At 53.0% G+C, this 22,174-nt stretch carries 15 protein-coding genes; 10 read left to right on the top strand and 5 right to left on the bottom strand.

Annotation, left to right across the window (positions count from 1 at the left end):
- Window positions 1-20: 20 nt before the first annotated feature.
- The 9 genes from B036_RS0118590 (at window position 21) to B036_RS0118545 (ending at window position 14,247) form a co-directional block, all read left to right on the top strand.
- Window positions 21-266, top strand: a complete 246-nt coding sequence (locus B036_RS0118590; RefSeq protein ID WP_455014823.1) for a T9SS type A sorting domain-containing protein — start codon at window positions 21-23, stop codon at window positions 264-266.
- A 447-nt stretch (window positions 267-713) separates the two neighbouring features.
- A complete protein-coding gene (locus B036_RS0118585) occupies window positions 714-5,315 on the top strand; it encodes a T9SS type A sorting domain-containing protein (RefSeq protein ID WP_026232114.1) in 4,602 nt (1,533 codons plus the stop codon).
- Between the two features lie 143 nt (window positions 5,316-5,458).
- Window positions 5,459-8,164 carry a DUF1553 domain-containing protein gene (locus tag B036_RS0118575; protein WP_020570239.1) on the top strand — a complete coding sequence of 902 codons (2,706 nt, stop codon included), beginning with the start codon at window positions 5,459-5,461 and terminating at the stop codon, window positions 8,162-8,164.
- Window positions 8,165-8,194: 30 nt separating this feature from the next.
- A complete protein-coding gene (locus B036_RS0118570) occupies window positions 8,195-9,658 on the top strand; it encodes a DUF1501 domain-containing protein (protein ID WP_020570238.1) in 1,464 nt (487 codons plus the stop codon).
- 220 nt (window positions 9,659-9,878) lie between these two features.
- On the top strand, window positions 9,879-11,222 hold the full coding sequence (locus B036_RS0118565) for a sugar porter family MFS transporter (protein ID WP_020570237.1): 1,344 nt from the start codon (window positions 9,879-9,881) through the stop codon (window positions 11,220-11,222).
- Window positions 11,223-11,433: 211 nt separating this feature from the next.
- A complete protein-coding gene (locus tag B036_RS0118560; RefSeq protein WP_020570236.1) occupies window positions 11,434-11,808 on the top strand; it encodes a SpoIIAA family protein in 375 nt (124 codons plus the stop codon).
- An 83-nt stretch (window positions 11,809-11,891) separates the two neighbouring features.
- Window positions 11,892-12,740, top strand: a complete 849-nt coding sequence (locus B036_RS32330; protein ID WP_020570235.1) for a CPBP family intramembrane glutamic endopeptidase — start codon at window positions 11,892-11,894, stop codon at window positions 12,738-12,740.
- A gap of 184 nt (window positions 12,741-12,924) precedes the next feature.
- On the top strand, window positions 12,925-13,755 hold the full coding sequence (locus B036_RS0118550) for a type 1 glutamine amidotransferase (protein ID WP_026232113.1): 831 nt from the start codon (window positions 12,925-12,927) through the stop codon (window positions 13,753-13,755).
- Window positions 13,756-13,980: 225 nt separating this feature from the next.
- Window positions 13,981-14,247, top strand: coding sequence for a hypothetical protein (locus B036_RS0118545; protein WP_026232112.1), 267 nt, complete (start codon window positions 13,981-13,983; stop codon window positions 14,245-14,247).
- A gap of 124 nt (window positions 14,248-14,371) precedes the next feature.
- On the opposite strand, the gene B036_RS32325 is transcribed toward B036_RS0118545, so the two are convergent.
- The 5 genes from B036_RS32325 to B036_RS30010 form a co-directional block, all read right to left on the bottom strand.
- On the bottom strand, window positions 14,372-15,136 hold the full coding sequence (locus B036_RS32325) for a DUF481 domain-containing protein (RefSeq protein ID WP_020570232.1): 765 nt from the start codon (window positions 15,134-15,136) through the stop codon (window positions 14,372-14,374).
- A 176-nt stretch (window positions 15,137-15,312) separates the two neighbouring features.
- Window positions 15,313-15,906 carry a DUF6580 family putative transport protein gene (locus tag B036_RS30015; RefSeq protein WP_020570231.1) on the bottom strand — a complete coding sequence of 198 codons (594 nt, stop codon included), beginning with the start codon at window positions 15,904-15,906 and terminating at the stop codon, window positions 15,313-15,315.
- 202 nt (window positions 15,907-16,108) lie between these two features.
- Entirely contained in the window at window positions 16,109-17,416 is a 1,308-nt protein-coding gene (locus tag B036_RS0118530) for an APC family permease (protein ID WP_020570230.1), read from the bottom strand.
- A gap of 103 nt (window positions 17,417-17,519) precedes the next feature.
- On the bottom strand, window positions 17,520-18,266 hold the full coding sequence (locus B036_RS0118525; RefSeq protein ID WP_020570229.1) for a phosphatase PAP2 family protein: 747 nt from the start codon (window positions 18,264-18,266) through the stop codon (window positions 17,520-17,522).
- Window positions 18,267-18,497: 231 nt separating this feature from the next.
- The gene (locus B036_RS30010) at window positions 18,498-19,442 is read right to left on the bottom strand and encodes a hypothetical protein (protein WP_020570228.1); all 945 of its coding nucleotides are present in this window, start codon (window positions 19,440-19,442) and stop codon (window positions 18,498-18,500) included.
- 577 nt (window positions 19,443-20,019) lie between these two features.
- On the opposite strand from B036_RS30010, the gene B036_RS0118515 reads away from it, so the two are divergent.
- The gene (locus B036_RS0118515) at window positions 20,020-22,059 is read left to right on the top strand and encodes an OmpA family protein (RefSeq protein WP_020570227.1); all 2,040 of its coding nucleotides are present in this window, start codon (window positions 20,020-20,022) and stop codon (window positions 22,057-22,059) included.
- Window positions 22,060-22,174 lie beyond the last annotated feature (115 nt).

Raw genomic sequence — 22,174 nt, 5'->3', positions numbered from 1 at the left:
CTGCGTCCGCGCAAAACGTACTGCACCAGAACACGCCCAACCCGGTTCGCACCGAAACAGTTATTCGCTTCGAGCTGGCCGCTGCCGCTCCTGCGACGCTGACGCTGCGCGACGCTGCCGGCCGTCTGATTTCCGTTCGGGAAATCGACGCTGCTGCTGGTCTGAACGTGGTGGAACTGACCAACATCAAGGCTTCCGGCGTGCTGACTTACACGCTGACGGCGGGNGAGTTCACCGCTTCTAAGAAGATGGTGGTGGTTAAGTAAACTGCACATACCGGACGCTCAAAGGTCCCCTTGGGGCCGCTTTGAGGTCCTTGTACCGAAGCCCCGCTGCTCCTTGATGGAGTGGCGGGGCTTTTTTATAAGCCTGACAATAAAGTTTAACTAAAAGCAAGCAACTACCTATTAAGGCAACGCTATACATTTGCTTATTAAATCGCGTAATCTCCGATGAAATCAAAAAGCCTTCCTACAAAAGGACGCCTTTCTATGCTTTACTGCTCCAGCGCTAAAACGGTTTATACCGAGCGTTCATGGAAGACTAATTCTAGCTATCAATAGAGTCAGACATTCCTATTGGCGCGAGTTCCTAAAAGAGTGAGTATCCTCCGCCCGTCACCTACAAGCTGACAACTACCTCACAATATTAATCCCATGTTCTCCTATCTACCTGTGTCCAGGTGGACAATACCATCGTAAAAAGTAATCTTAATGAAAACAACCTTTACCAATCTCAGCGTAAATTCATTTACCAGGTCAGCTATACTGACAGTACTGCTGAGTTTGCTGTTTTTGCTGACCACCAGTATTCTTACCGGACAAGATTGTAATACGGATACTACTGGTCCGCAATTAACAACTCGTCCCCTTAACCTTACGCTGAATACCAGTGGTACAGCCATGGTCATTAATCCTTCCTTACTCGTGAACACTGTGTCGGATAACTGTTCCAGTGCTGGTCAGATTGTGGTCACAGTAACACCGTCTTCTTTCAGCTGTGCAGAGATTGGGGATAACGAAGTACAGGTTACAGCTACCGATGCAAGTGGAAACGCAACTACCGTAACCGCCACGGTTACTGTGGGGTTTGTTGAACCAGCTTTTTCCTGTATAGCTCAGGTCAATCTGACTTTGAATAATAACTGCCAGGCTACGATCATCCCTTCGATGTTACTGACTGGAAACATGACCTGTATCAACGAATTTCCGTTCAACATCACCGTTGAGGACAATGACCCCTCTAATGGCCCGATTGTTGACGGTTGTGGCCGTTTCCGGTACACGATCACTTCCATTGGAACTGGTGACCTTGATCTTGCCTTCACTTCTTGCTGGGGCTTCGTAAATGCAGAAGACAAAACACCGCCGGCAATCGTAACGGTGCCTGCTGATGTAGAACTACTTTGTGTAGATATCGACGACAATCGATTGACGACTCTGCCTAATACAATTAACCGGTGCTATCGTGTGAACGCAGAAACTGGTGCTACAATCGCCGGTACCATGGCGCCTGCTCTCCGTGATCGTTTACTTGCTGGTGGAACCCAAGCTTTGGTACCCGTATTTACAGACGGATGCGCTAATGAAATTGAAGTCTGCGTCAGCGATGCACTAACTTTCGATGCCTCTAATCCGGATTGTGAAGATGTGTTCCTTACGCGTCGGTTTGTTGCCCGGGAAATCGCACTGTGTACTAGTGCTTCCGGCATTCCTAATGCAAGCGTAGTAGCCAGTTACAAAATCAATTTTACCCGTCCGACCTTGGATAATCTGAATGGCGAGAATCTACCGGTAGTAGTGAATTACGAGCAATGCGGTGTTCAGAGCCCCACCCGTGCGGATTATCCTGCCCCTCGCGCAACGGATTTCCCTTTCCTGGCTGTAGGAAATCGTGTTTTTCCACTCACCTCCGGTCAATCAGTCTGTAATATTGGTGTTACCTATTCCGATGGTAATCCGGTTATTACCTGCCCGTTTACGTACAAATTTGTACGCACTTACACCGTTATCGACTGGTGTAATCCAAGCGATATTCGCACTTTCAATCAGGTAGTAAAAGTAGGCGATACAACGGCTCCTTCCTTTACCGGACCAAACGTACCCACTAATGGGAATGGTGACCTGATTTACGGTACCAACGCCGGAAATATTTGCGCAGCTTATTTACGCCTTGATGATGTTCGGGCGGTGGACAACTGTTCCGGAACAAATGTGAATATTACCGCTCAGATTTTCCCCGGCGGTAACGTGAACGCAAGCCCCATTGGTGCTTTTGTGGTTGTACCTGGTGGGCTCCCAGAACTATCTACTGCTATTCCTGCAGGTCGTCACCTGCTGCGCTATACGTACAGCGACCAGTGTGGTAATACGGGCACAAGTGATTACTTTTTCGTAATTGAAGATAAAACCCCTCCGGTAGCCATTTGTGAGGACGGACTGAACATCCTTGCTACTGCGGGTTCCAACACCGGTTTTGCGGTACTGACGCCAGCCAACATCGACAATGGTTCTTACGACGATTGTTCAGGCGTAACGCTAAGTATCGCGAGAATTCGGGCTAACAATACCGTTATCGGCACTTACAGTAACCAGATTAACCTTACTTGTGAGGACATTGGAACCGTACGTGTTGGTCTACGGGTAGCTGACGCACTTGGTAACGAAAACTTCTGCTGGCTCGATGTGCGGGTAGAGGATAAACTTGCGCCAAGCTGTATTGCTCCCGGCAACCTTACCCTAAACTGTGAGGATTACCGTTCATCGCTGCCAAATAACATTCAGGATGCCAGCACGGCAACCCTGGACGCCATATTCGGCGTAGCCGCAGGCGTGGATAACTGTAGCGCAGCAATTACCCAAACCATTTCCGGTGGCATCAACAACTGTGGTGTAGGTAGCTTTACCCGTACGTTCCGTTCTACTGACCCTAGCGGCTTTAGCAATACCTGTACGCAGCGGATCAACGTCATTGGTGTCAACGATTACCGCTTGGCTCTCCCCACCGATGAGGCTGGCTCATGTGCCGAAATTCCTGCCTATGCCGGTATCGTAGCCGATCAATTCGGTTGTGATCTGATGACCACAACTACGAAGGTCGATACTTTCCGGACCTTGCTGGCTGGCGACGAATGTTTCAAACTCCGGATTACCTACGACGTAGTGAACTGGTGTGAGTACAACTCACTTGGTGAGCCTTACGTTATTCCTCGCAACGGAAACGGTGTGCTTAACCGCCAGCGCAGCCCCCGCAACCTGGATACCGACGTGCTTTACGTCAACGTTATTGCCAACAATACCGCTACCAAATCTGATGACCAGGCGTTCATGACCTTGTTTACGGATCGGGTATATAGCCCAAGTGCTCCGCAGAATGACCAGCTGGTGGCTGCGAACTACGCTAATTCCAATGGCCGTGGCTTCTTCCGGTATGTCCAGTTCATCAAAATCTATGATGAGGTGGCTCCGGAAATAACCTTTACCGAGCCTGCTGCCTGCTTCTCCGGAAATGGAGATGGTTGCCGCGGTACGGTGGCAATCGAATTCAACGCTCAGGACGAATGTTCACGCGCCGTGGTAGGTGTTGAGTTGGATGCAGACTACGTAGCTGCCAACGGTTTCAGTCCGGTAAACGCTGCCAGTCTTGGTATTGGAGTTACCACCAACAATGATGGCACTGGAAACTTTACCGTTACGGCTACAAATGTACCGGTAGGTGCTCACGCTTTGCGTGTTCGCGCTGCTGATGGTTGTGGCAATTTTGACGTTCAGATCATTGAATTTTGTGTGGAAGCCGATCGTTCTCCTACACCGATTTGTATCCAGACCCTGACGGTCGTTCTTGCTGATGATGGCAATGGTGGCGGCTCCGCCGCCATTTGGGCCAGCGATTTTATTGCCAGCCCAATCGAGGATTGCTTCGGTAATGAAGTAACTAAATACAGTATCTTCCGGTCAAGTGTAGCTGGAAATGCTGGGTTCGTTCCCCGGTATAATCCGCCCACAACAAATGGTGTGACGGATATTGATTGTGATGATTTCGTTAACGGTACCGTTAATGTACGCATCTACGCTTTCGACAATAATGGCACTACACCCGATTTTTGTTCCGTAGTAGTTGAAGTTCAGGATAATGCTGGCCATTGTGCTGGAAACGCCACTGGTGACCTGAGTGGACAAATCGCAACTTTTAATAACGAGTCCCTGCGCAACGTAACCGTTAGCCTGACCGGCAACAATGGTGCGGATATGGAAACGACGACTAACGTTTCTGGTGCCTTCTCCTTTACTAACCTGACACTGGGTGGTGATTACACGGTGCAGCCTGACTTTGATGCACCGGTGAACCTACGCAATGTAAAATCTTCAGACTTGGTGAAGATGATCAGTGTGATCCTGGGCACCGAATCATTCGATAGCCCGTACGATTACGTGGCCGCTGACGTTAACAGGGACCGCTACCTGGATATTTTTGATGTCCTTAATACCAGCAAATTGATCCTTGGTCAAATCGATCAATTTGCCGGAGGAGCCAGCTGGGTGTTCGTTCCAACGGGAACGGTCATTAATGCTGCCGACCCTTACAGAACTGCCTTCCCTGAAGTTTACAACGTGAATGACCTGGCGGCTACTTTACGGAACGTCAACTTTGTGGCCATTGAGATCGGAAACCCCTTCAATATAGGAGGCCGCTCTTCTGCGAACCTGCAAGTGCAGGACACGAAATTGAACGCCGGACAAATGCACACCATCGTGCTGGATGGTACGGCGCTAGCGGCCTTCCAGGGCACTCTGGAGCTTGGTGCTGGTCTTGAGTTGATCAGCGCTGAGTACACCGGAGAAGGTGGCATAAACCTGAACCGTGCTGGTGAGGGAATGATCGCGATCGCTCTGCGTGACAACGCAAAGATTAGCCTGGAAGTACGGGCAACAACGGCAGTAAGGCTGAGCGAAGCTTTGGTACTTACCGATGCCATTACGGTACTGGAAGGTGTCAGCGCCAACGGCTTAAGCAATGGTCTTGGCCTTGCCTTTAACGCTGAAGTTGCACCTGCTGCTGCGTTAAATGTGCTGTACCAGAACATGCCCAACCCGGTAGTTTCCACGACGGTGATCCGCTTCGAACTGGCTGCCGCTGCTCCGGCAACGCTGACGCTGCGTGATGCTGCTGGTCGTCTGGTCTCCGTTCAGAAAATCGACGCTGCTGCTGGTTTGAACGTAGTAGAACTTACGGACATCAAAGCTTCCGGAGTACTGACTTACACGCTGACGGCGGGTGAGTTCACTGCCTCTAAGAAGATGGTGGTCGTTAAATAAACTGCTGACATTGGACGCTCAAAGGTCCCTGCGGGACGCTTTGAGCGTCCTTGCACCGAAGCCCCGCTGCTCCCTGGATGGAGTGGCGGGGCTTTTGCATTTCTTTGCAAGCAAGCTCGTAATTATTACGTAGTTTAGCCTTCATGTTGTTCCGGAATTTGATGGTGCTGATTGGTTGTCTGGTGCTCGTTACTTGCGCACAGGAGACGCCGCTTTCTTATAACACTCATATCCGCCCGATCTTCAACGCTAAATGTGTAGGCTGCCACGGTGGAGTCAAACAGGCTGGGGGCTTCGGGTTGGTGTTCAGGGAAGATGCGCTGGTGGAAACCAGCAGCGGTAAGCGGGCCATTGTACCGGGCAAGCCGGGGCAAAGTGAACTGCTGCGCAGGATTAAGCATGAAGATCCCGAACTGCGTATGCCGCTTGACGGAGCGCCACTGACGGAAGAAGAAACGGCGTTAATTCATCGATGGATTGAAGAGGGCGCGCAATGGGAGGAGCACTGGGCCTATTTGCCGATGACCAAACCCCAGGTTCCGGTTCTTGACGATGGCCCGGCGGAAAATCCGATTGATGCCTTCATCCGCTCCCGGCTCCAAAAGGATTCCCTTGTACCTGCGTCCGCGCCCAAGAAACATGAACTGCTGCGCCGGCTCAGCCTTGATCTTACCGGCCTGCCGCCTGATCCGGAAATGCTGCGTCGGTTCCTGGAAGACCCCGATGAAGCGGCCTACGAAAAAGTAGTGGATGAGTTGCTTGCCAGCCCGGCTTTCGGCGAACATTGGGCCAGTATGTGGCTTGATTTGGCGCGGTATGCCGATTCGCGTGGCTACGAACGTGACCAAGCCCGTTCCATCTGGCAATACCGGGATTGGGTGATTCGTGCCTTCAATGAAGACCTGCCCTACGATGCTTTTGCGCGTAATCAACTGGCGGGAGATTTACTACCGGAACCGACCCGGGAAGAACGCCTGGCAACGGCTTTTCACCGCAACGCATTAAGCAATGATGAGGGAGGAACCGATAATGAAGAGTACCGGGTGGTGACCGTAATCGACCGGGTGAACACCACCTGGGAGGCCTTTTTGGGTACCACCATGGCGTGTGTGCAATGCCACGGGCATCCGTACGACCCGCTGCGGCAGGAGGCTTTTTATCAATCGTATGCCGTGTTCAATAATACGGCCGACCACGATCACGTGACCGAAGCGCCGTACCTGATTACCTACCGGGAAAAGGATGAAAAGAAGGCCCGTAAACTGGAAGACTGGGTGCGGGAGCATGCGGAAGAGGAGGCGGGAGCGCAGGTGCAAAAGTGGGTTGATATGATCAGGGTTCGGGAACCCCGCGTGCGTCCGTATCAATTCACGGAAGTCGTCAACGGCGTGTTTACCGACCGTGGGGATGAAGATTGGATGTTCCTCACCGATGGTGCCTCCCTGCGGCTACCGCCGCAGGACCTAACCGGGATCGCCACCCTCCACCTCAACTACCGCCTGTATAAGCATGCCCGCGTTGAAGTCCGCTTAGGTAGCCTCGACGGTCCGTTGGTAGGCGAAGAGGTCCTGGACGAAGGAGGGTGGTCCTACAACTACCACCGCATTCACCTGCTGCCAACCAAAGGAGAACAGGCGTTGTACCTCCGCTTTTACAGTGAGGAAGAAGGACGTTTGCTCGGTCTGTACGGGGTGTTGTACCAGGAGGAATTACCGGGAGAAACGGCACCGGGTTATGCCGAAATCGAAGCTTTTATTGATGACCTGCTGGCGGCCAATGATTCCGTTCGCACGCCGGTAATGGCGGAACTGGCACCGGTCTCGCGGCGCACCACGACTGTGTTTCAACGCGGCAACTGGCTGGTGCCAGGCGATACGGTTCAGGCCGGGGTTGCGGCCATCTTTCCTACATTGGAAACATCGGCTGATCCCGGCCAGGACCGGCTGGCCTTCGCCAACTGGATGGTGGCCCCGGAGAATCCACTCTTTGCCCGGGTAGGCGTAAACCGATTTTGGGCGCAAATCTTCGGTCGGGGCATCGTGGAAACCACGGAAGACTTCGGCAGCCAGGGAGCAGCACCAACGCACCCCGAGCTATTGGACTGGCTGGCGGTAACCTTTAGTGATGACCTCGCCTGGCAACCCAAAGCCCTGATCCGCCTGCTGGTTACCTCCGAAACTTATCGTCAATCCGCCGAACTATCGCCGGAATTACTGGCCCGGGACCCCCATAATCAACTACTGGCACGTGCGCCCCGTAAGCGGCTGGCTGCCGAGCAGGTCCGGGATCAGGTACTGGCCGTCTCTGGTTTGTTGTCGGATAAAATGTACGGCCCGGGCGTAATGCCGGTGCAGCCCGACGGGCTGTGGGACGGCGTGCCCTACAGCGGGATGCGTTGGCAAACCAGCACCGGCGAAGACCGCTACCGCCGTGCGGTGTACACCTACCTGCGGCGGAGTGTTCCACATCCGTCGCTGACCACCTTTGACGGCTCCAACCGCCAAGCCTGTCTTTCCCGCCGGGTAGAAACCAATACGCCGCTACAGGCCCTGATGACGCTCAACGACCCGGCCGTGCTGGAGTGTGCCGTTTTCCTGGCTAAAGACCTCGCAGAGCGCTTCGAAACGACCAACGCACGAATCGAGGGCTTGATGCAACGCACGCTGTTCCGGAAAGCTACGGTTACGGAAACCGAAAGCCTTAACGCTCTTTATGACGAAGCTCTTGTGGACTATCAAACGAACCTGCCCGCGGCCAAAGCGCTAACCGGAGTGGCTTCGCCTGAACTGGCCGCACTTACATTAGTCGTGAACGCAGCCTTTAACCTCGACGCCTTTTTGACAACCTGACAACCCGACAACTTAATAACCCGACCCTCCATGTCAAACTTCCACCAAGAAGCCCATCACCGCCAGGCGGCCCTCAACACCCGACGCCTCTTCCTGCGCCAGTGCGCGCTGGGAATGGGGGGGCTGGCCCTGGGCGGATTAACCGGTTGTGGACCGGCGGTGCCGTCGGGAATGCCGGCAGGCGTAGCGGAGGCTTTTCGGTTCGCGCCGCGGGCGCGGCGGGTAATCTACCTCCACATGGCCGGTGCCCCTTCCCAGTTGGAAATGTTTGACCATAAGCCGGAACTGGCAAAACTGCACGACAAAGACTGCCCGCCCTCCCTGCTGGCGGGTAAGCGCTTCGCCTTCATCCAGGGAACGCCGAAGATGTTGGGCCCACAGGCTAATTTCGCTCAGCATGGTCAAAGCGGTGCCTGGGTGTCTGACCTGCTTCCGCACTTCAGCCAGATGGTTGATGAAGTTGCCTTTCTGAAAGCGGTTCACACCGAAGAGTTCAACCATGCCCCGGCACAGTTACTGATGCAAACGGGAAGCCCCAGGGTAGGGCGGCCATCTATGGGCTCCTGGGTTACTTATGGTTTGGGTTCCGACAATGAGAATTTGCCTGGTTTTATCGTGCTCGCCTCAGGCGGGCAGGAACCGAGTGCAGGGAAAAGCTTGTGGGGGAGTGGTTTTTTGCCATCCGTTCACCAGGGCGTCCAGTGCCGTTCGGCAGGAGATCCGATCCTTTACCTGAATGATCCGGATGGCGTGAGCCGGGACTTACGCGGGCGGAGCATTGCAGCGATCAATGCGATCAACCAAAAGCAGTACGAGCAGGTGGGAGACCCGGAGACGCTAACCAGGATTAAACAGTACGAGATGGCCTTTAAGATGCAGGTCAGTGTGCCGGAGGTGATGGACATCAGTCAGGAACCAGCGTATATCCATGAGCTTTACGGGACGGAACCGGGGAAGTCGAGTTTCGCCAACGATTGTTTGCTGGCCCGCCGGCTGGCGGAATCCGGCGTCCGGTTTATTCAGTTGTACAATTGGGGATGGGATGACCACGGTACTAATAAAGGTACCAGCCTGCAACATGGCCTGCGGGATCGCTGCCAACGGATCGACCGGCCGATGACGGCGTTGCTAAAGGACCTTAAACAACGGGGGATGTTGGAGGACACCCTCGTTGTTTGGGGAGGGGAGTTTGGCCGAACCCCCATGCGGGAAAACCGTGGTGGGGTAACAATGCCATTTTTTGGACGAGACCACCACGGCGAGGCCTTTACTATGTGGATGGCTGGCGGTGGAGTACGTCCTGGTATCACCTACGGCGAGACGGACGCCATAGGCTACGCCGGTGTCCGTGACCGTGCGCACGTACACGACGTACAGGCCACGATGCTCCACTTGTTGGGGTTCGACCATGAACGGTTTACCTACGCCTTTCAGGGGCGGGATTACCGGCTTACTGATGTTGCCGGGCGGGTGATTGATCGGTTGGTGGGGTAGGATTCAGTATTCAGGGATCAGGATTCCGTATTTAGGGTTCAGTGACCAGGGATCAGGATTCAGAAACCAGGATTCAGATTTAATCCCTGAACACTGAATACTAACTCACGAATACTACATACAGATACCTGATCCCTGATCCCTGCCTCCTAAAATCTGAATTCTAAATACTGAACTCTGAATCCTATAACCTAGCTTACCGTTCTAAACGATTCAAACTATGCCCAATAAAAAAATACTCTTTTGGTCGCTAACCGTAGCATTGGCCGGTTTTCTCTTTGGTTTTGATACCGTGGTCATCTCCGGCGCAGACCAGTCATTGGAAGCGCTGTGGCCCCGCGGGGAATTTTTCCACGGGGTAGTCATTATGGCCTCCGCTTTGTGGGGAACGGTACTGGGAGCGATCTTCGGTGGAATACCGACGGATAAGATTGGGCGGAAGCAGACCTTGTTTTGGATTGGTGTACTGTATTTCGCTTCGGCGGTTGGTTCCAGTATGGCGACTGACCCCTGGGTGTTTGCCGCTTTTCGTTTTCTGGGGGGATTAGGCGTTGGTGCTTCCACGGTGGCCGCTCCGGCTTACGTTTCGGAGATTGCGCCAGCCAATGACCGGGGGAAGTTGGTGGCCCTCTATCAGTTCAATATTGTCTTTGGTATTCTGGTTGCTTTCCTGTCAAATTACCTGCTGAGCGGGTTGGGCGAGAATGCCTGGCGGTGGATGATCGGCGTGGAAGCAATTCCCGCGTTCATTTATACCCTGATGGTGCTTACGGTACCACGCAGTCCCCGCTGGCTACTCAATCAGGGCAGGGAAAGTGAGGCCAAGGCGGTGCTGGAGCGGATTCAGCAAAGCGGAGGTCTGGTGAAAGATGTGGGCGCGGTCGCAGGTGCAATGATTGAGCGTTGGAAGGCAGAGCGGTTAACGACGGCCCTGAAGGAGACGATTTTTAGTCCCCGTTATCGCTTTCCGCTGATGTTGGCGTTTTTGATTGCTTTCTTCAATCAATTTTCCGGGATCAATGCCTTTCTCTATTATGCTCCCCGCATCTTCGAGCTGGCCGGATTAGAGCAAAGCTCCGCCTTACTCAGCAGCATCGGTGTTGGGGTGGTGAATATGGTCTTTACGCTCATTGGCTTGTCGTTGATTGATCGTTTTGGGCGCAAAACATTAATGTACATCGGTTCGGTTGGCTACATCGTTTCTCTGTCACTGGTGGCAATGGCTTTTTCCTTCGGCTGGCAGGGAATGGCCGTACCCCTGTTCCTTTTTCTCTTTATTGCGGCACACGCTATTGGGCAGGGGACCGTCATTTGGGTATTCATTGCCGAGATTTTTCCCGATCACCTGCGGGCAAAGGGCCAGGCTTTTGGCAGCTCGGTGCACTGGGTGCTGGCCGCTGCGATCCCGTCTTTAGTTCCGATACTGTTTACCAAAATCGGTACCGCACCGGTATTCGCCTTCTTCGCTTTCATGATGTTCCTTCAATTAATCTTCGTTTGGCGGATGATGCCGGAAACTAAAGGGGTGCCACTGGAGGAGTTACAGGAGAAACTGGTTGGGTAGCCTTTCTACCTAATGGATCCTTTCAGGAATTAACCGACTCGTTCCACACGTACGGGGCTTGCCCCCGTCCGTATCTGCACCCCGAAACCGCATTTTTCGTTCGCTAAGCGAACGGCGGATACCACCGATATTACGTACGGGGCTTACCCCCCGCCCCTAATAAAGGCCTCCCTTTGATCAACAAAGCTCCTGAAACATCCATTAGTGGACTATGTTAAACATCACCACATCCACTGGCAAATACCTGCGATACGAGGTTAGTGGTACCCTGAGCAGAAAGGACCTGTTGGGCTATTACCGGCAGCTGGATCAACAGTACGCCACGGCTGGGAAACTTCAGCTGCTGGTGGTCGTAAGGGGCTTTAGGGGGTACGCCGGGCTGCGGTCCTTGGGAACCATGCTCTGGAACGAACACAAAGTTTTCCGTAAGGTGGCACGGTACGCAGCGGTGACGGACCAACGGTGGTTCGCCCGGCTGATCCGGCTTTTGAACGCGGTCGTTCCGACCGTGGAGATGAAGACTTTTACTTTAAAGGAGGAGGTCATGGCTGGTGCATGGCTTAAAAGAGGATCCTTAGAGCAGTAAAAATGGTTCGTACTCAACAAGCTCCAACTTTCCCTGCATCCCGCGGCCGCGCCTTATCTTCCCCCTAAACTTAACCCTACGTCATGCGCGATCCATCATTCCCTAATTGGAAACACCTTTTAGCTTTGGTAGCTATTTACTTCGGCGGCACAATTCTCGGCAGTATTCCCGCGGTGGCGATTGCTATGGCTAAAGGAGGAATTGAATTGGACCAAGGTGACCTTCAGGCAGCAATTTCGCAAACTGCACCCATCGCGATGGGGCTCCCGCTGGTATTGTGCATCATTTATGGATGGCGTAAACTTGGTAAGCCGAAGTGGACCCTTGGTTTTGAAAACGTTGGGTTGATGCCGGGAATATTAGCGATCATCGGTACGTTACTGGTGGCCAATGGCGTCACCATGATTGCCGAATACCTTCCCATGTACGAGGGATTCGTTGAGATGATGAAGGAGGCCATGGTGCCAAGCATCGGGATGGCCATTGCGGTAGTGCTTGGGGCTCCGATTCTGGAAGAAGCACTGTTGCGGGGCGTTGTGCTGCGTGGTTTTTTAAGGAAAATATCTCCGACCAAAGCCATCCTGTTCTCCGGCTTGATCTTTGGAGCAATGCACCTCCACCCGGTCCACGTTTTCTTTGCCTCTATCGTCGGCTTTGCCCTCGGTTACGTCTACTATCGGACCAGATCGCTGGGCCTGGTAATCCTGATACATTTTATCAACAACGGCAGTAGCTATTACCTGGGGCAGCAGGGGCTGCCAGACAGTTCCGAGGAATTTTTAGGTATAGGAATGTTGGGCGTCTTCGGCGTTGCTGCTTTATTTACCGGGCTGGGGGTATTATCCTTGTGGTATATGGGCCATGAGTACCCGCTGGTACCGGCGCCCGCTGAAGATGAACCGGTAAATGAGCCTGTATTGGCTGAGGTGTAGAGCAGCGTTATGATCCGTTGCAGCGTTATCAACCCAACTTTTGGTTGGTCGCGTAGCTTCTTATGTGATTGATTTCAGTATTAACACTTTAAAATTAAACCTTTTCTGCTGTACGGGTTACCTTAACAGCGGTTAACCGTCTTACACATAACTACTCTACGACCTCACGAAATTCCCCCTGAACATGAGCCGTCTTCGTCTTGCTATCCTTGATTTATATAATGGTATCCCTAATCAGGGGATGCGCTGCATCCGCGAACTTGTGGAACAGTTCGCCGACCGCGTTGATTACGACGTCTTCGATGTCCGCGTCGACGGCAAAGTGCCAAGTCTGGAATATGATATTTTCATCAGCTCAGGCGGGCCAGGTGATCCCCGGGAGGTTGACGGGGACTGGTATGGCACCTGGACAGACTGGCTGGACAGCATAATGTCTCATAATGCGACCAACGACCGGAAGAAATTCGTTTTCTTCATCTGCCACAGCTTTCAGATGGCGGTTCACCATTTTCAGTTGGCGGAGGTGACAGAACGTATGAGTATCAGCTTCGGTACCTTTCCCATTCATCAGACCAAAGCCGGTAAGAAAGATCCTATTTTCAAGGGATTGGAAAGTCCTTTCACCGCAGCAGATTTTCGCCACTTTCAGGCTATTCAGCCTGATAAGAAACAGTTGGAGGCCGTAGGCGCTACGCTGCTGGCCAAGGAGAAGATTCGCCCGCATGTTGACCTGGAACGGGCACTGATGGGCGTACGTTGGTCCCCCGAAGTAGTAGGCGTACAGTTTCACCCGGAAGCCGATCCCGAAGGAATGTTGGCGCATTTCAGTCGTCCGGACATCAAAATGGAAGTCATCGCTGACCACGGCCGCGACAAGTGGCTGCAAATGATCGAGGACCTGAGCCACCCTGACCGTATCCAGCATACGCACGATACCATTGTACCGGGGTTCCTCCGGCGCGCCATCGAAGCGCTGACGCCACAAAAGGAACTTGCGGCCAACGACAAAAAATAACGAGGATCGGCTGTCTACTGCCGACATTGTTGGGCCAACCCTGAAGCAATCTTGCCCGTAAATCTTTCCTTCGTTCAGACTTGTTCGGGACTATACTCAAAGCCGTAAAGGTTCGGGATACAGTTGACTTGAGAGCAGCAGGATTTGCAGGCGCTCAGCGCCACGGGATTTCCCAAACCACTTTGTGATAAGTAAATTAGATTCCAAGAATACAAGACTACAACTGTGCCTCGTTCCTCCAATCGCCACTTCGTCAGCTTCCTCATTTTTTCGATATTCGTGCTGGCTTTTTCTGCCTTTCTGGCGGTGACTGCTTACTACTACCTCAATGGTGCGGAGAACGTGACAATAAAATCCTTTGCGCCGGGAGTACCCGCTTTTTTTCTCTTCTTTTTGGCGCGTAAGGAATGGCGCTCGATGCGGGCAGCGCGGAATATGGAAAAGCGGAAGAAGAAGTTAGTCAGCGAGTCAGAGGGTCAGGTAGTCGAGTAGTAGTCAAATGGTACAGTTGTCATTATCGCTGCCGCAAGGAAGCGCTCACGGTGTTCGTGCGGCGGTGACAATCGGAGAACAAGAAAACTGAACAACCTGACAACTGGAAAACCCGACAACTTGATTAAAACCCCCACCTAACGCCATTCACCCATTTATAGGTAGTTGCCGGAATGTCTGGCAGGTCGCGCGCGACGCGCGCATCGTGCGTCAGGGAAAAATTGGTGGTAAACCGGAGTCGGTTGGTTACTGCGAGTGCGAGATTAGTGATGGTGGATACCCTGGCGAGGTTAAATTCAGGCAGCCGGGGTTGGTAATAGGTGGTGTTGGCCAACGACAGGTTGTTGGACAACTTGATGTTGAAGGTCAGGTAGCTGCTCATACGGTGATCCCGGTAAAAAATGTCGGAATTTGCGAGCTCATCGTACTCATACATGTACAGGATGCCGAGGTAGGCTCTGGAGCCCTTGTTTTTGTAGAGTCGGCGGCGAATGCCTGCCCCCGACAAAAAGCGAAGAGTCAGCCGTAGTTGCTCATTATACTGCACCTGGGCGAAAGTTTCCCAGCGCCATCGGTCCTTCGGTTCGTAGCCATAACGAATGTGTGCAAATCCCGAATTGAGGGCATTTTTACCACTTACCTGCACGAGCCGGTAGTCGCTCAGGAAGAGTACATTTCCCTTTTTGCCGAGGCGGTCGAGGCGCAGGCCACCACCTGCGGTAACAACGGTATTATTGTTTTTGGTGAGGCTGCCGTTTAGGTCTATCTGACCGAACCAGCCCAGACTGTCGAGGGCTTTTCGTTTGTCTTCTATGTTCACGATTTGGGCGCGGCCGCAGGTGCAAACGACGAATAAAAAGAGCAGGGTCAGTGAGGGGCGGAGTCGCATTTTTAAGTACTCAGGGTTCAGGGGGGCAGGACTCAGAATTTAGGATTCAGTCTCCAGAATTCAGGTTTCAGGGGCCAGTATTCAGGAGTCCGGGAACAGTACTCAGGATTTAGTGGTCAGGACTAAGCACCAGGGACAACTAATACAAAGGGGCAGGGGGCACTACCTCACCGGGTCTAGTGCGCATCGATGGTTTCAGCCTGCAATACATTGGTTGACTGGGGCATAAGAACGCCGGCCCAGCGTGCTGCGCCGAAGAGGAGGCCGCTGAATACTAAGTTGGCGAGCAGGCTATTGAGCAGAAACGGTAAACCGGCTGCGAAAGCGGCCAGTAGCCCAGCGCCGGTTTTGGGGTACAACATACCGCCGGCCCATGTGCCAAAGTTGGTCACGAGGAAGAAGACCAATGTGGCACCTACGGCGGCTCCGCCAACGCGCAGCCAGGAAAACTTAAGGTTACGCAGCAAGCCCATACCCAGCAGAACCATCAGGACGATAGCCCCTACCATCCAGTAAGAAACACCCCAATAGAAACCATCGAAATAAGCAGCGTACAGGGTATTGTTGAGTACGAGGTCACTCAGGTAGAAAGCCAGCACCGGGACGACGATGGCCAGCCAGCGCTTGGGCAGCGCAGCTGCCCCAAACAGTGCCATGGCACCCACGGGAACAAAATTAGAAGGGTGGGGGAGCAAGCGGCTTGCAGCTGCGATCAGGATCAGGCCAACAACCAGAAATAATGATTTGGGAGCAGTGGGGGAGATAGACATTTTGAGAATTTTAATTCTTGACCGCAAAGATAACCGTTCCCGGGGGAATGGATGTAGCGCACCATGTCATCAATTCAACGGCGCTTGTTTCACCCTGCTCCTTTATCCTCAAACTGCACCCTGCGTCCGCGCCACCAGATTCGTCTCCGGTTACAAGAACTGGCGCTCTTTCCAACGATTCTGCCGAATCACCACAGTCATCTTACCCGGATATCTTTGCCTTCGGAACCCGGACATCAAAATAGTACGCCGCTAATCCTGCCACTACATTCAGCAGGCCCAACAAACTTTCTGTTGGCTGTGTCTTCAGCAGATAGGCCAACGACCAGGCGCTGAAAGTCAGGAATATCACTTGCGGAACCGGGTACAAAGGAGAAGAGTAACCCGCGTCTTTGCGCGAACGTAACCGCAGTATGAGAAGCCCGGCTACCGCCAGGAAAGTGAAAAGCTGTAATACAAAACCACTGTACATCAATACCCGCTCGAAGCTGGAGGTGAAAACCAAAAAGAGGCTGATACCTCCCTGTAGCCAGGTTGCCCGGAGGGGGAGTCCATTTTTACTTAGCTCTCCAAAGGTGCGCCACAGCTGGTGGCTGTCTCCCATAGCTCTTACGACCCGGGGACCGATCCAGATCATGGCGGAAATACCGGTCAGCAGTAAAACTCCGATGAGCACGCTGACCAACTGGCCCGCTTGCTCGCCAAACATGGCTCCGGAAGCTATCTGCGCTACATCAATTTGGCCGGTAAGTGCGGCACTGCCGGCTTGCCGCAGAAAGCCATACTGAAGCAGTAGAAATAGCCCGCTGACCACCAGCGTACCCACCACGAGGGCACGCGGCAGGTTCTTGTTAGGCTCACGGATTTCTTCCACGATGTAGGCGGCGGCGTTCCAACCCGAGAAGGCATAGAACACACTGATCATGGCTACGGCTGCACCGGGAGACCAAACGGCTTCCATGGTATTGATAGACCAGTCAACCACCGCACCTTCGGGGGCGGGCAGTAAGGCCCCGGCTAAGCCTAGCGCCAGTACGACCATAAGTTTGATGGCCGTGAGCGTATTCTGCAGAGTACTTGATTGCTTGGTGCCGAAACTGTGCGCGAGCGACAACAGGACAATACTGGCAGCGGCAGTACAGAGCGGGTGCCAGCCCGTCCAGGCCGCCAGGTAATGGCCAACGGCCATTGCACTAAGGGCTACCGCAGCAGCAAAACCTACGGTAAGGCTGACCCATCCGCTAAGGAAGCCGAGTAAGGGGTGGAAAATCTCCGCCAAAAAGTGGGTTTCTCCGCCTGATCGGGGCAGGCGGGTACCCAGTTCTGCGTAGCTAACCGCACCACACCAGGCTACCAGTCCCCCGATGGCCCACAATAGTAAAAGGACAGGACCATTTGAGATCCATTCCAGCTGGAGCCCCAGCGTCGTAAAAGCACCCGTACCGATCATATTGGCCAATACAAGGGCCGCGGCACTGCGCCAACCTATCTTATTGGGTGTGGCTGACATATCAGGGTAAGAAACCGATTAACCGGTAGATTTCTGTTGCCAATGAGAGATGGTAACGTGACTTTAACGTTGCCAGCCAACGAGGTCCCGGGCACGTATTCGTTTATTCTCCTCCCGCGCGGTGCAGAGCGGGCACCGTTAATGCAATCGCGGTGCCGGCAGCAAAGCCAATCAGCACATCGGTAAAAAAGTGTTTCCCCGCCCGCATACGTCCGTAGGCTACTGTGGCGGGGATAAGGGCTGCAGCGGCATAGATGTAGGGCCGGGCTTTACTGTTGGGGTGGAGATCGTTGTATAGCTGTGCCGTAGTGAAGCTGAAGTAGGCTGCAGTGGCCACGTGGCCACTGTAAAAGGAGTAGCGACTTGACTTTCGCAGCTTGATGTCGAGCGGTGCATCGGGGTTATAGTTGTAGGGGCGGGGCCGCCTGGCGGTGGTCTTGGATAAGTTGATCAGGGCAGAATTGAGCATGGCTCCCTGAAAGACGATCATCGCCATATCGTCAAAGTTGTCGCGCCCAGTCTTGTCGAGCAGCAAGAAGAAGGGGCTGGCGAAGCTCGTTAGCAGCAATTTGTCCGTAAACTCATCAGATTCAAAGGATAGGTGGCGCAAAGAAAAACGGTCGATGGGCCATATCTTATTGACGTCCAGATTTTTCACCTCCAACTCAGTCATCGGAGTAACCTTTTTGTCCAGAAACATTGACCCGATGGTGATACTCCCTCCAAGGCCGATCATAATACCGTTGGTCGCTTTACTTGGGTTGTAAGGTTGCAGCCCCTGGGCGGGCAGCGCAGCAGAGAAACATAGCGCGAGCAGGAAGCAAAGGCAGAGGATAAAACGTGAAATCATGTATCGGGAGGTTATTGCTTGGTGTAACGGTGAGGCGGGATTGTGTGTTCAGTACTTCAAGAGGTAGAAATCAGTGGGGCGGGGTTCAAGATTAAGAAATTATACATCAATAATCCGCTACTACGGGACATTTTTGGTTTTCAACTTCGCCTCCCGCCCTCTCCGGTGCGTTTTGCCTAATGCTCAACGGAGAGGGGGCCAAAAATGTCCAGTAGTGTGTCACAATAATCATTACAGTCCGAGATCGGCCCGGAGGGGTTCGTCTTTTACACCGTTTTGGTTCCAGTACGGGGCACGCTTTTGGTGACTGAGGCGTGCCTTAGTGATCAGGCTTTTGCCGCGGCTGGGAGCAGTTTCATCCCAACCCCGAATAATGTAGGGCGAGGAAGCGTCGAAAACAACTTCCAGCTTTCGACCGAGACCGCCATAGTCAATGACGTAGGTTTTCAGGCCGGTCCCGGTGTAATCGTCTCCGGTGTAATCGTTTAGACTGATCGTAGCCCTGGCGGCCTGATAGGGCTGGTGAGTCATCAGCAGGAAATTGGTAGCAGGAATGACGCGGTAGTCACCGGTAGGCAGGTTTTCCCAGCCCGAACGGATACGGTTGAACACTTCATCTTCGAGGAAGTCTGCTGGCAGGCTGAGGTTGGTATCTCCTTCTTTTTCGAAGTAAGAGCGTAGTTGCTGGTCCCAGTTGCCGCCTCCGGCGTAATTGAGTTGGGTGAAGGTTTGCCCGCACCAGTCTTGCAGACTCGTCGTTACCTTCAGTGTATGTGGCTGCTCGTCCGTTTTGGTGGGGGTGAAAACGGAGGTCATTATTGAGTAGTCGTAAATACCGGTCACGAACCGGCGGATCATATTGGTCTTGATGATTGGCGTTGAATTCGGGTTGCTGTAATTGTCGTTCTTGACTTGTTTGTCGGTAAGAAAGTCTTCGGAGACAAATATCATACTGACCTGCCCCTGGCGTAAATCCCCATAACGTGCTTGTTCTAAGTCGTAGGTGTTGATTTCGGCTTTTCCTTCATACCAGTACTCATACAGTCCGCCTTTGAAGTGGCCAGGCACCGACTTTTTTTCTACAGCAGCGGAGGCTTTTTCGGAGGAGTCCTGGACCGCATTACAGGCGGTGAACAGGAGGAAACAAGAAAACGAAAAGAGGAGGAGCTTATGCATATTGGAGAGATTATTAGTACCCGGGAATACACTTAGTGTGGAGGTATTTCGGATAACTACCTTTAGGCGGCGGGTTTATAACGGATATTGTTGGGCTTAGTTTTGTGGGGCGGCGGCGGAAATTCGAATAGGGCACATGTACTTCCGTAGAAGTACGGGGTGGCGGTTTACAACCTTCAAAATCCACAGATGTACTTCCGTAGAAGTACGGGTTGGGTTTTGTCAGGACAATAGGAACCAAAATATTTGTAAACGCATCCTGGGCGCGGTCGCAGGTGCAAAGCAAGTAAGTGGAGCAATGAAAAGCCCCGATCATCTCTGCTCCTTCCCTCCTTTTTCTGCACCTGCGGCCGCGCCCGGAACACGCTCTTAGCCTCAAATTCTGGTCATAAAGCTATCGTTACCAGAGGTTCATGACCACTAACTACACACTTTTTCCAAAAAGTGCTACCTTAGCGGCGATAGTTTACTAATGCACTCATTTTATCTTGCGGCCCCGCCATCGGTGGGGCCCAAGCTTTTTTGAGAGTTCCTCGAGTAAACCCGATCTTGTGGTCATCTCCTTACCCATCACACCATGCTGAGAGCCACCACCACCCTGATTCTGCTGTTTTGCCTGCTGTCCGCCATAATGACGGCTCAAAAAGGAAGTGATTTCGCAGCCGCTAACGCCGCCTTCGATGACGGCGTGAAGGCGCTACTCGATGCCAAACCCAAAAAAGCAAGAAAATCTTTTCAGGAAGCCGTCCAATTAGATACTGGCTACGTTGCCGCACGGCGCTTTCTCGGCGTTTCGGAGGAGTTGCTGGGTAATTTTACGGGAGCAGCCAGAGCGTATCAGCAGGTCTTAAGGCAAGATTCTACCTTCTCTCGTCTCCTCTATTATCAACTTGGGCAGATGTACTACAAGATGTCCAGGCCGAGTCTTGCATTGTATTACTTCGAGAAGTTCGAAGCGTTGCAATCCCGGGACCGCAACGATTTTGGCCGCAACGGTGAAGAAGAAGCTGCGGAAGAACAAAAGGTCCTGAAAAAACTGGCGGGACAAATCAAAGCGGCCAAGATTACCCGAGACAGCACCCAGTTCATCAACGTGACGGAACTTTATAACTTAGGGTTCCCAATCAATACCCGTCAAAACGATTACTTTCCCTTTTTTAGCAATAACATGAACAGCGTGCTTTTTACCCGGCAGGGGGAGTTGGGCGATGAAGATCTGCTGGTTGGGAGAAGAAAGGACAGGGAGTCTGAGTTTGTCACCAGCCGCTTTGGGACGTTCAATACCACCCAGCCTGAAGGCACCTGCTCGTTGGTGCGGGATGGGGAGCGTATTTATTTCACCTTATGTAAGGAAGATAAGGACCAAACTGCCAAGGGTGGACGCCCCGTGCGCGAGTGTGACCTCTACGCCGGCTGGTTGATCAAAGGCCAAATCAGGGACGTAGAGCCCTTGCCCGATTACATCAGTACCCCTGGATACTGGGAAACCCAGGCAACGATTAGCTGCGACGAACAACAATTGTTTTTTGTCTCTAACCGTCCCGGTGGCTTCGGCGGGACAGACATCTACGTCTGTGACCGAGAGGAGGACGGCTCATGGGGAAAACCCCGGAACCTGGGAGAAGGCGTTAATACGCCCGAAGATGAAGAGGCTCCCTTTCTAAGTAATGATGGGCAGACCCTCTATTTCTCAAGTACGGGCCACTACAGTCTGGGGGACGAAGACATTTTCGCCAGCTGGTGGGACTCCAGCCAGCAACGTTTTACCAGTGCGCTGAACCTCGGCCCACCCGTCAACGGCCCGCATCGGGAGTTAGGTTTTCACCTCAGTTCCGACGGCAAAACCGGCTTTGTCGCCAGTGACCGGCCAGGCGGTTGGGGAAAGCTTGATATCTACGGCTTCAAATTGTCCGATCGCCTCAGCTCCAACCCAGTAACCTATGTGTCGGGCTTCATCACCGACAGCCTCACCGGCGAACCGATCATCAATCAGGCCGTCCCGGTTACGGGAGGAAATACCTATTACACGAATTACGAAGGTCGGTTCTTCATCTGCGCACCGGCGCACGCGGCGCTGCCGCTCACCGTTGACCACCCAGACTACCTGCCTTATTCCAGAGATTTTGCCATCCCGGATTGGGATAACCTCGCCCCTTACCGAATAGACCTGTTTATGGCTGCCGAAGCTAAGCCGCCACCGCCGCCGGTCATCGAACCGCCAGCTCCTGAACCTCAGGACACCATTGAACCGGATACTATTCAGCGACGGGCGCGAATAGTCAAGCGTAATTATACCGTTAGATTTAACTTCGAAGATGCAAGTCTGACGCCCAGGGCAATTCAAGGTCTGGAAATCTTTGTCAATGAAATCAAAGACAAAAACATCCAAAGCATCAGTGTTACCGGATTTACGGATGATATCGGTGCGACAGCCCTCAACGTCCGCCTCAGCCAGAACAGAGCAAAAGCAGTAGGCGTACATTTACAAACAGCGGGGGTAAAAGCCACTGAAATCAGTATCAAAGGAATGGGAGAACTTCCAGGAAGCTCAGCGCGCGCCCTGAACCGAAAGGTGGAGGTTACGGTGCGGTATCGGGAATTGGTGGAGATTAAGTAGGTTGCAGAGCGCCTTCGGCGCGTTGCAGGTTGCAGGCACTCACTGCGTTCATTGTTGCAGAGGTCGCTTCGCTCCCGTTGCAGGTTGCAGCTGCCGCACAAGGCAGCCCGCTCAA

Origin of the sequence: Neolewinella persica DSM 23188 (genome assembly GCF_000373105.1) — a bacterium.
Classification (GTDB): Bacteria; Bacteroidota; Bacteroidia; order Chitinophagales; family Saprospiraceae; genus Neolewinella; species Neolewinella persica.
The sequence above is the reverse complement of the archived record's forward strand: the minus strand, read 5'-3'. Positions and strand labels throughout refer to the sequence as shown.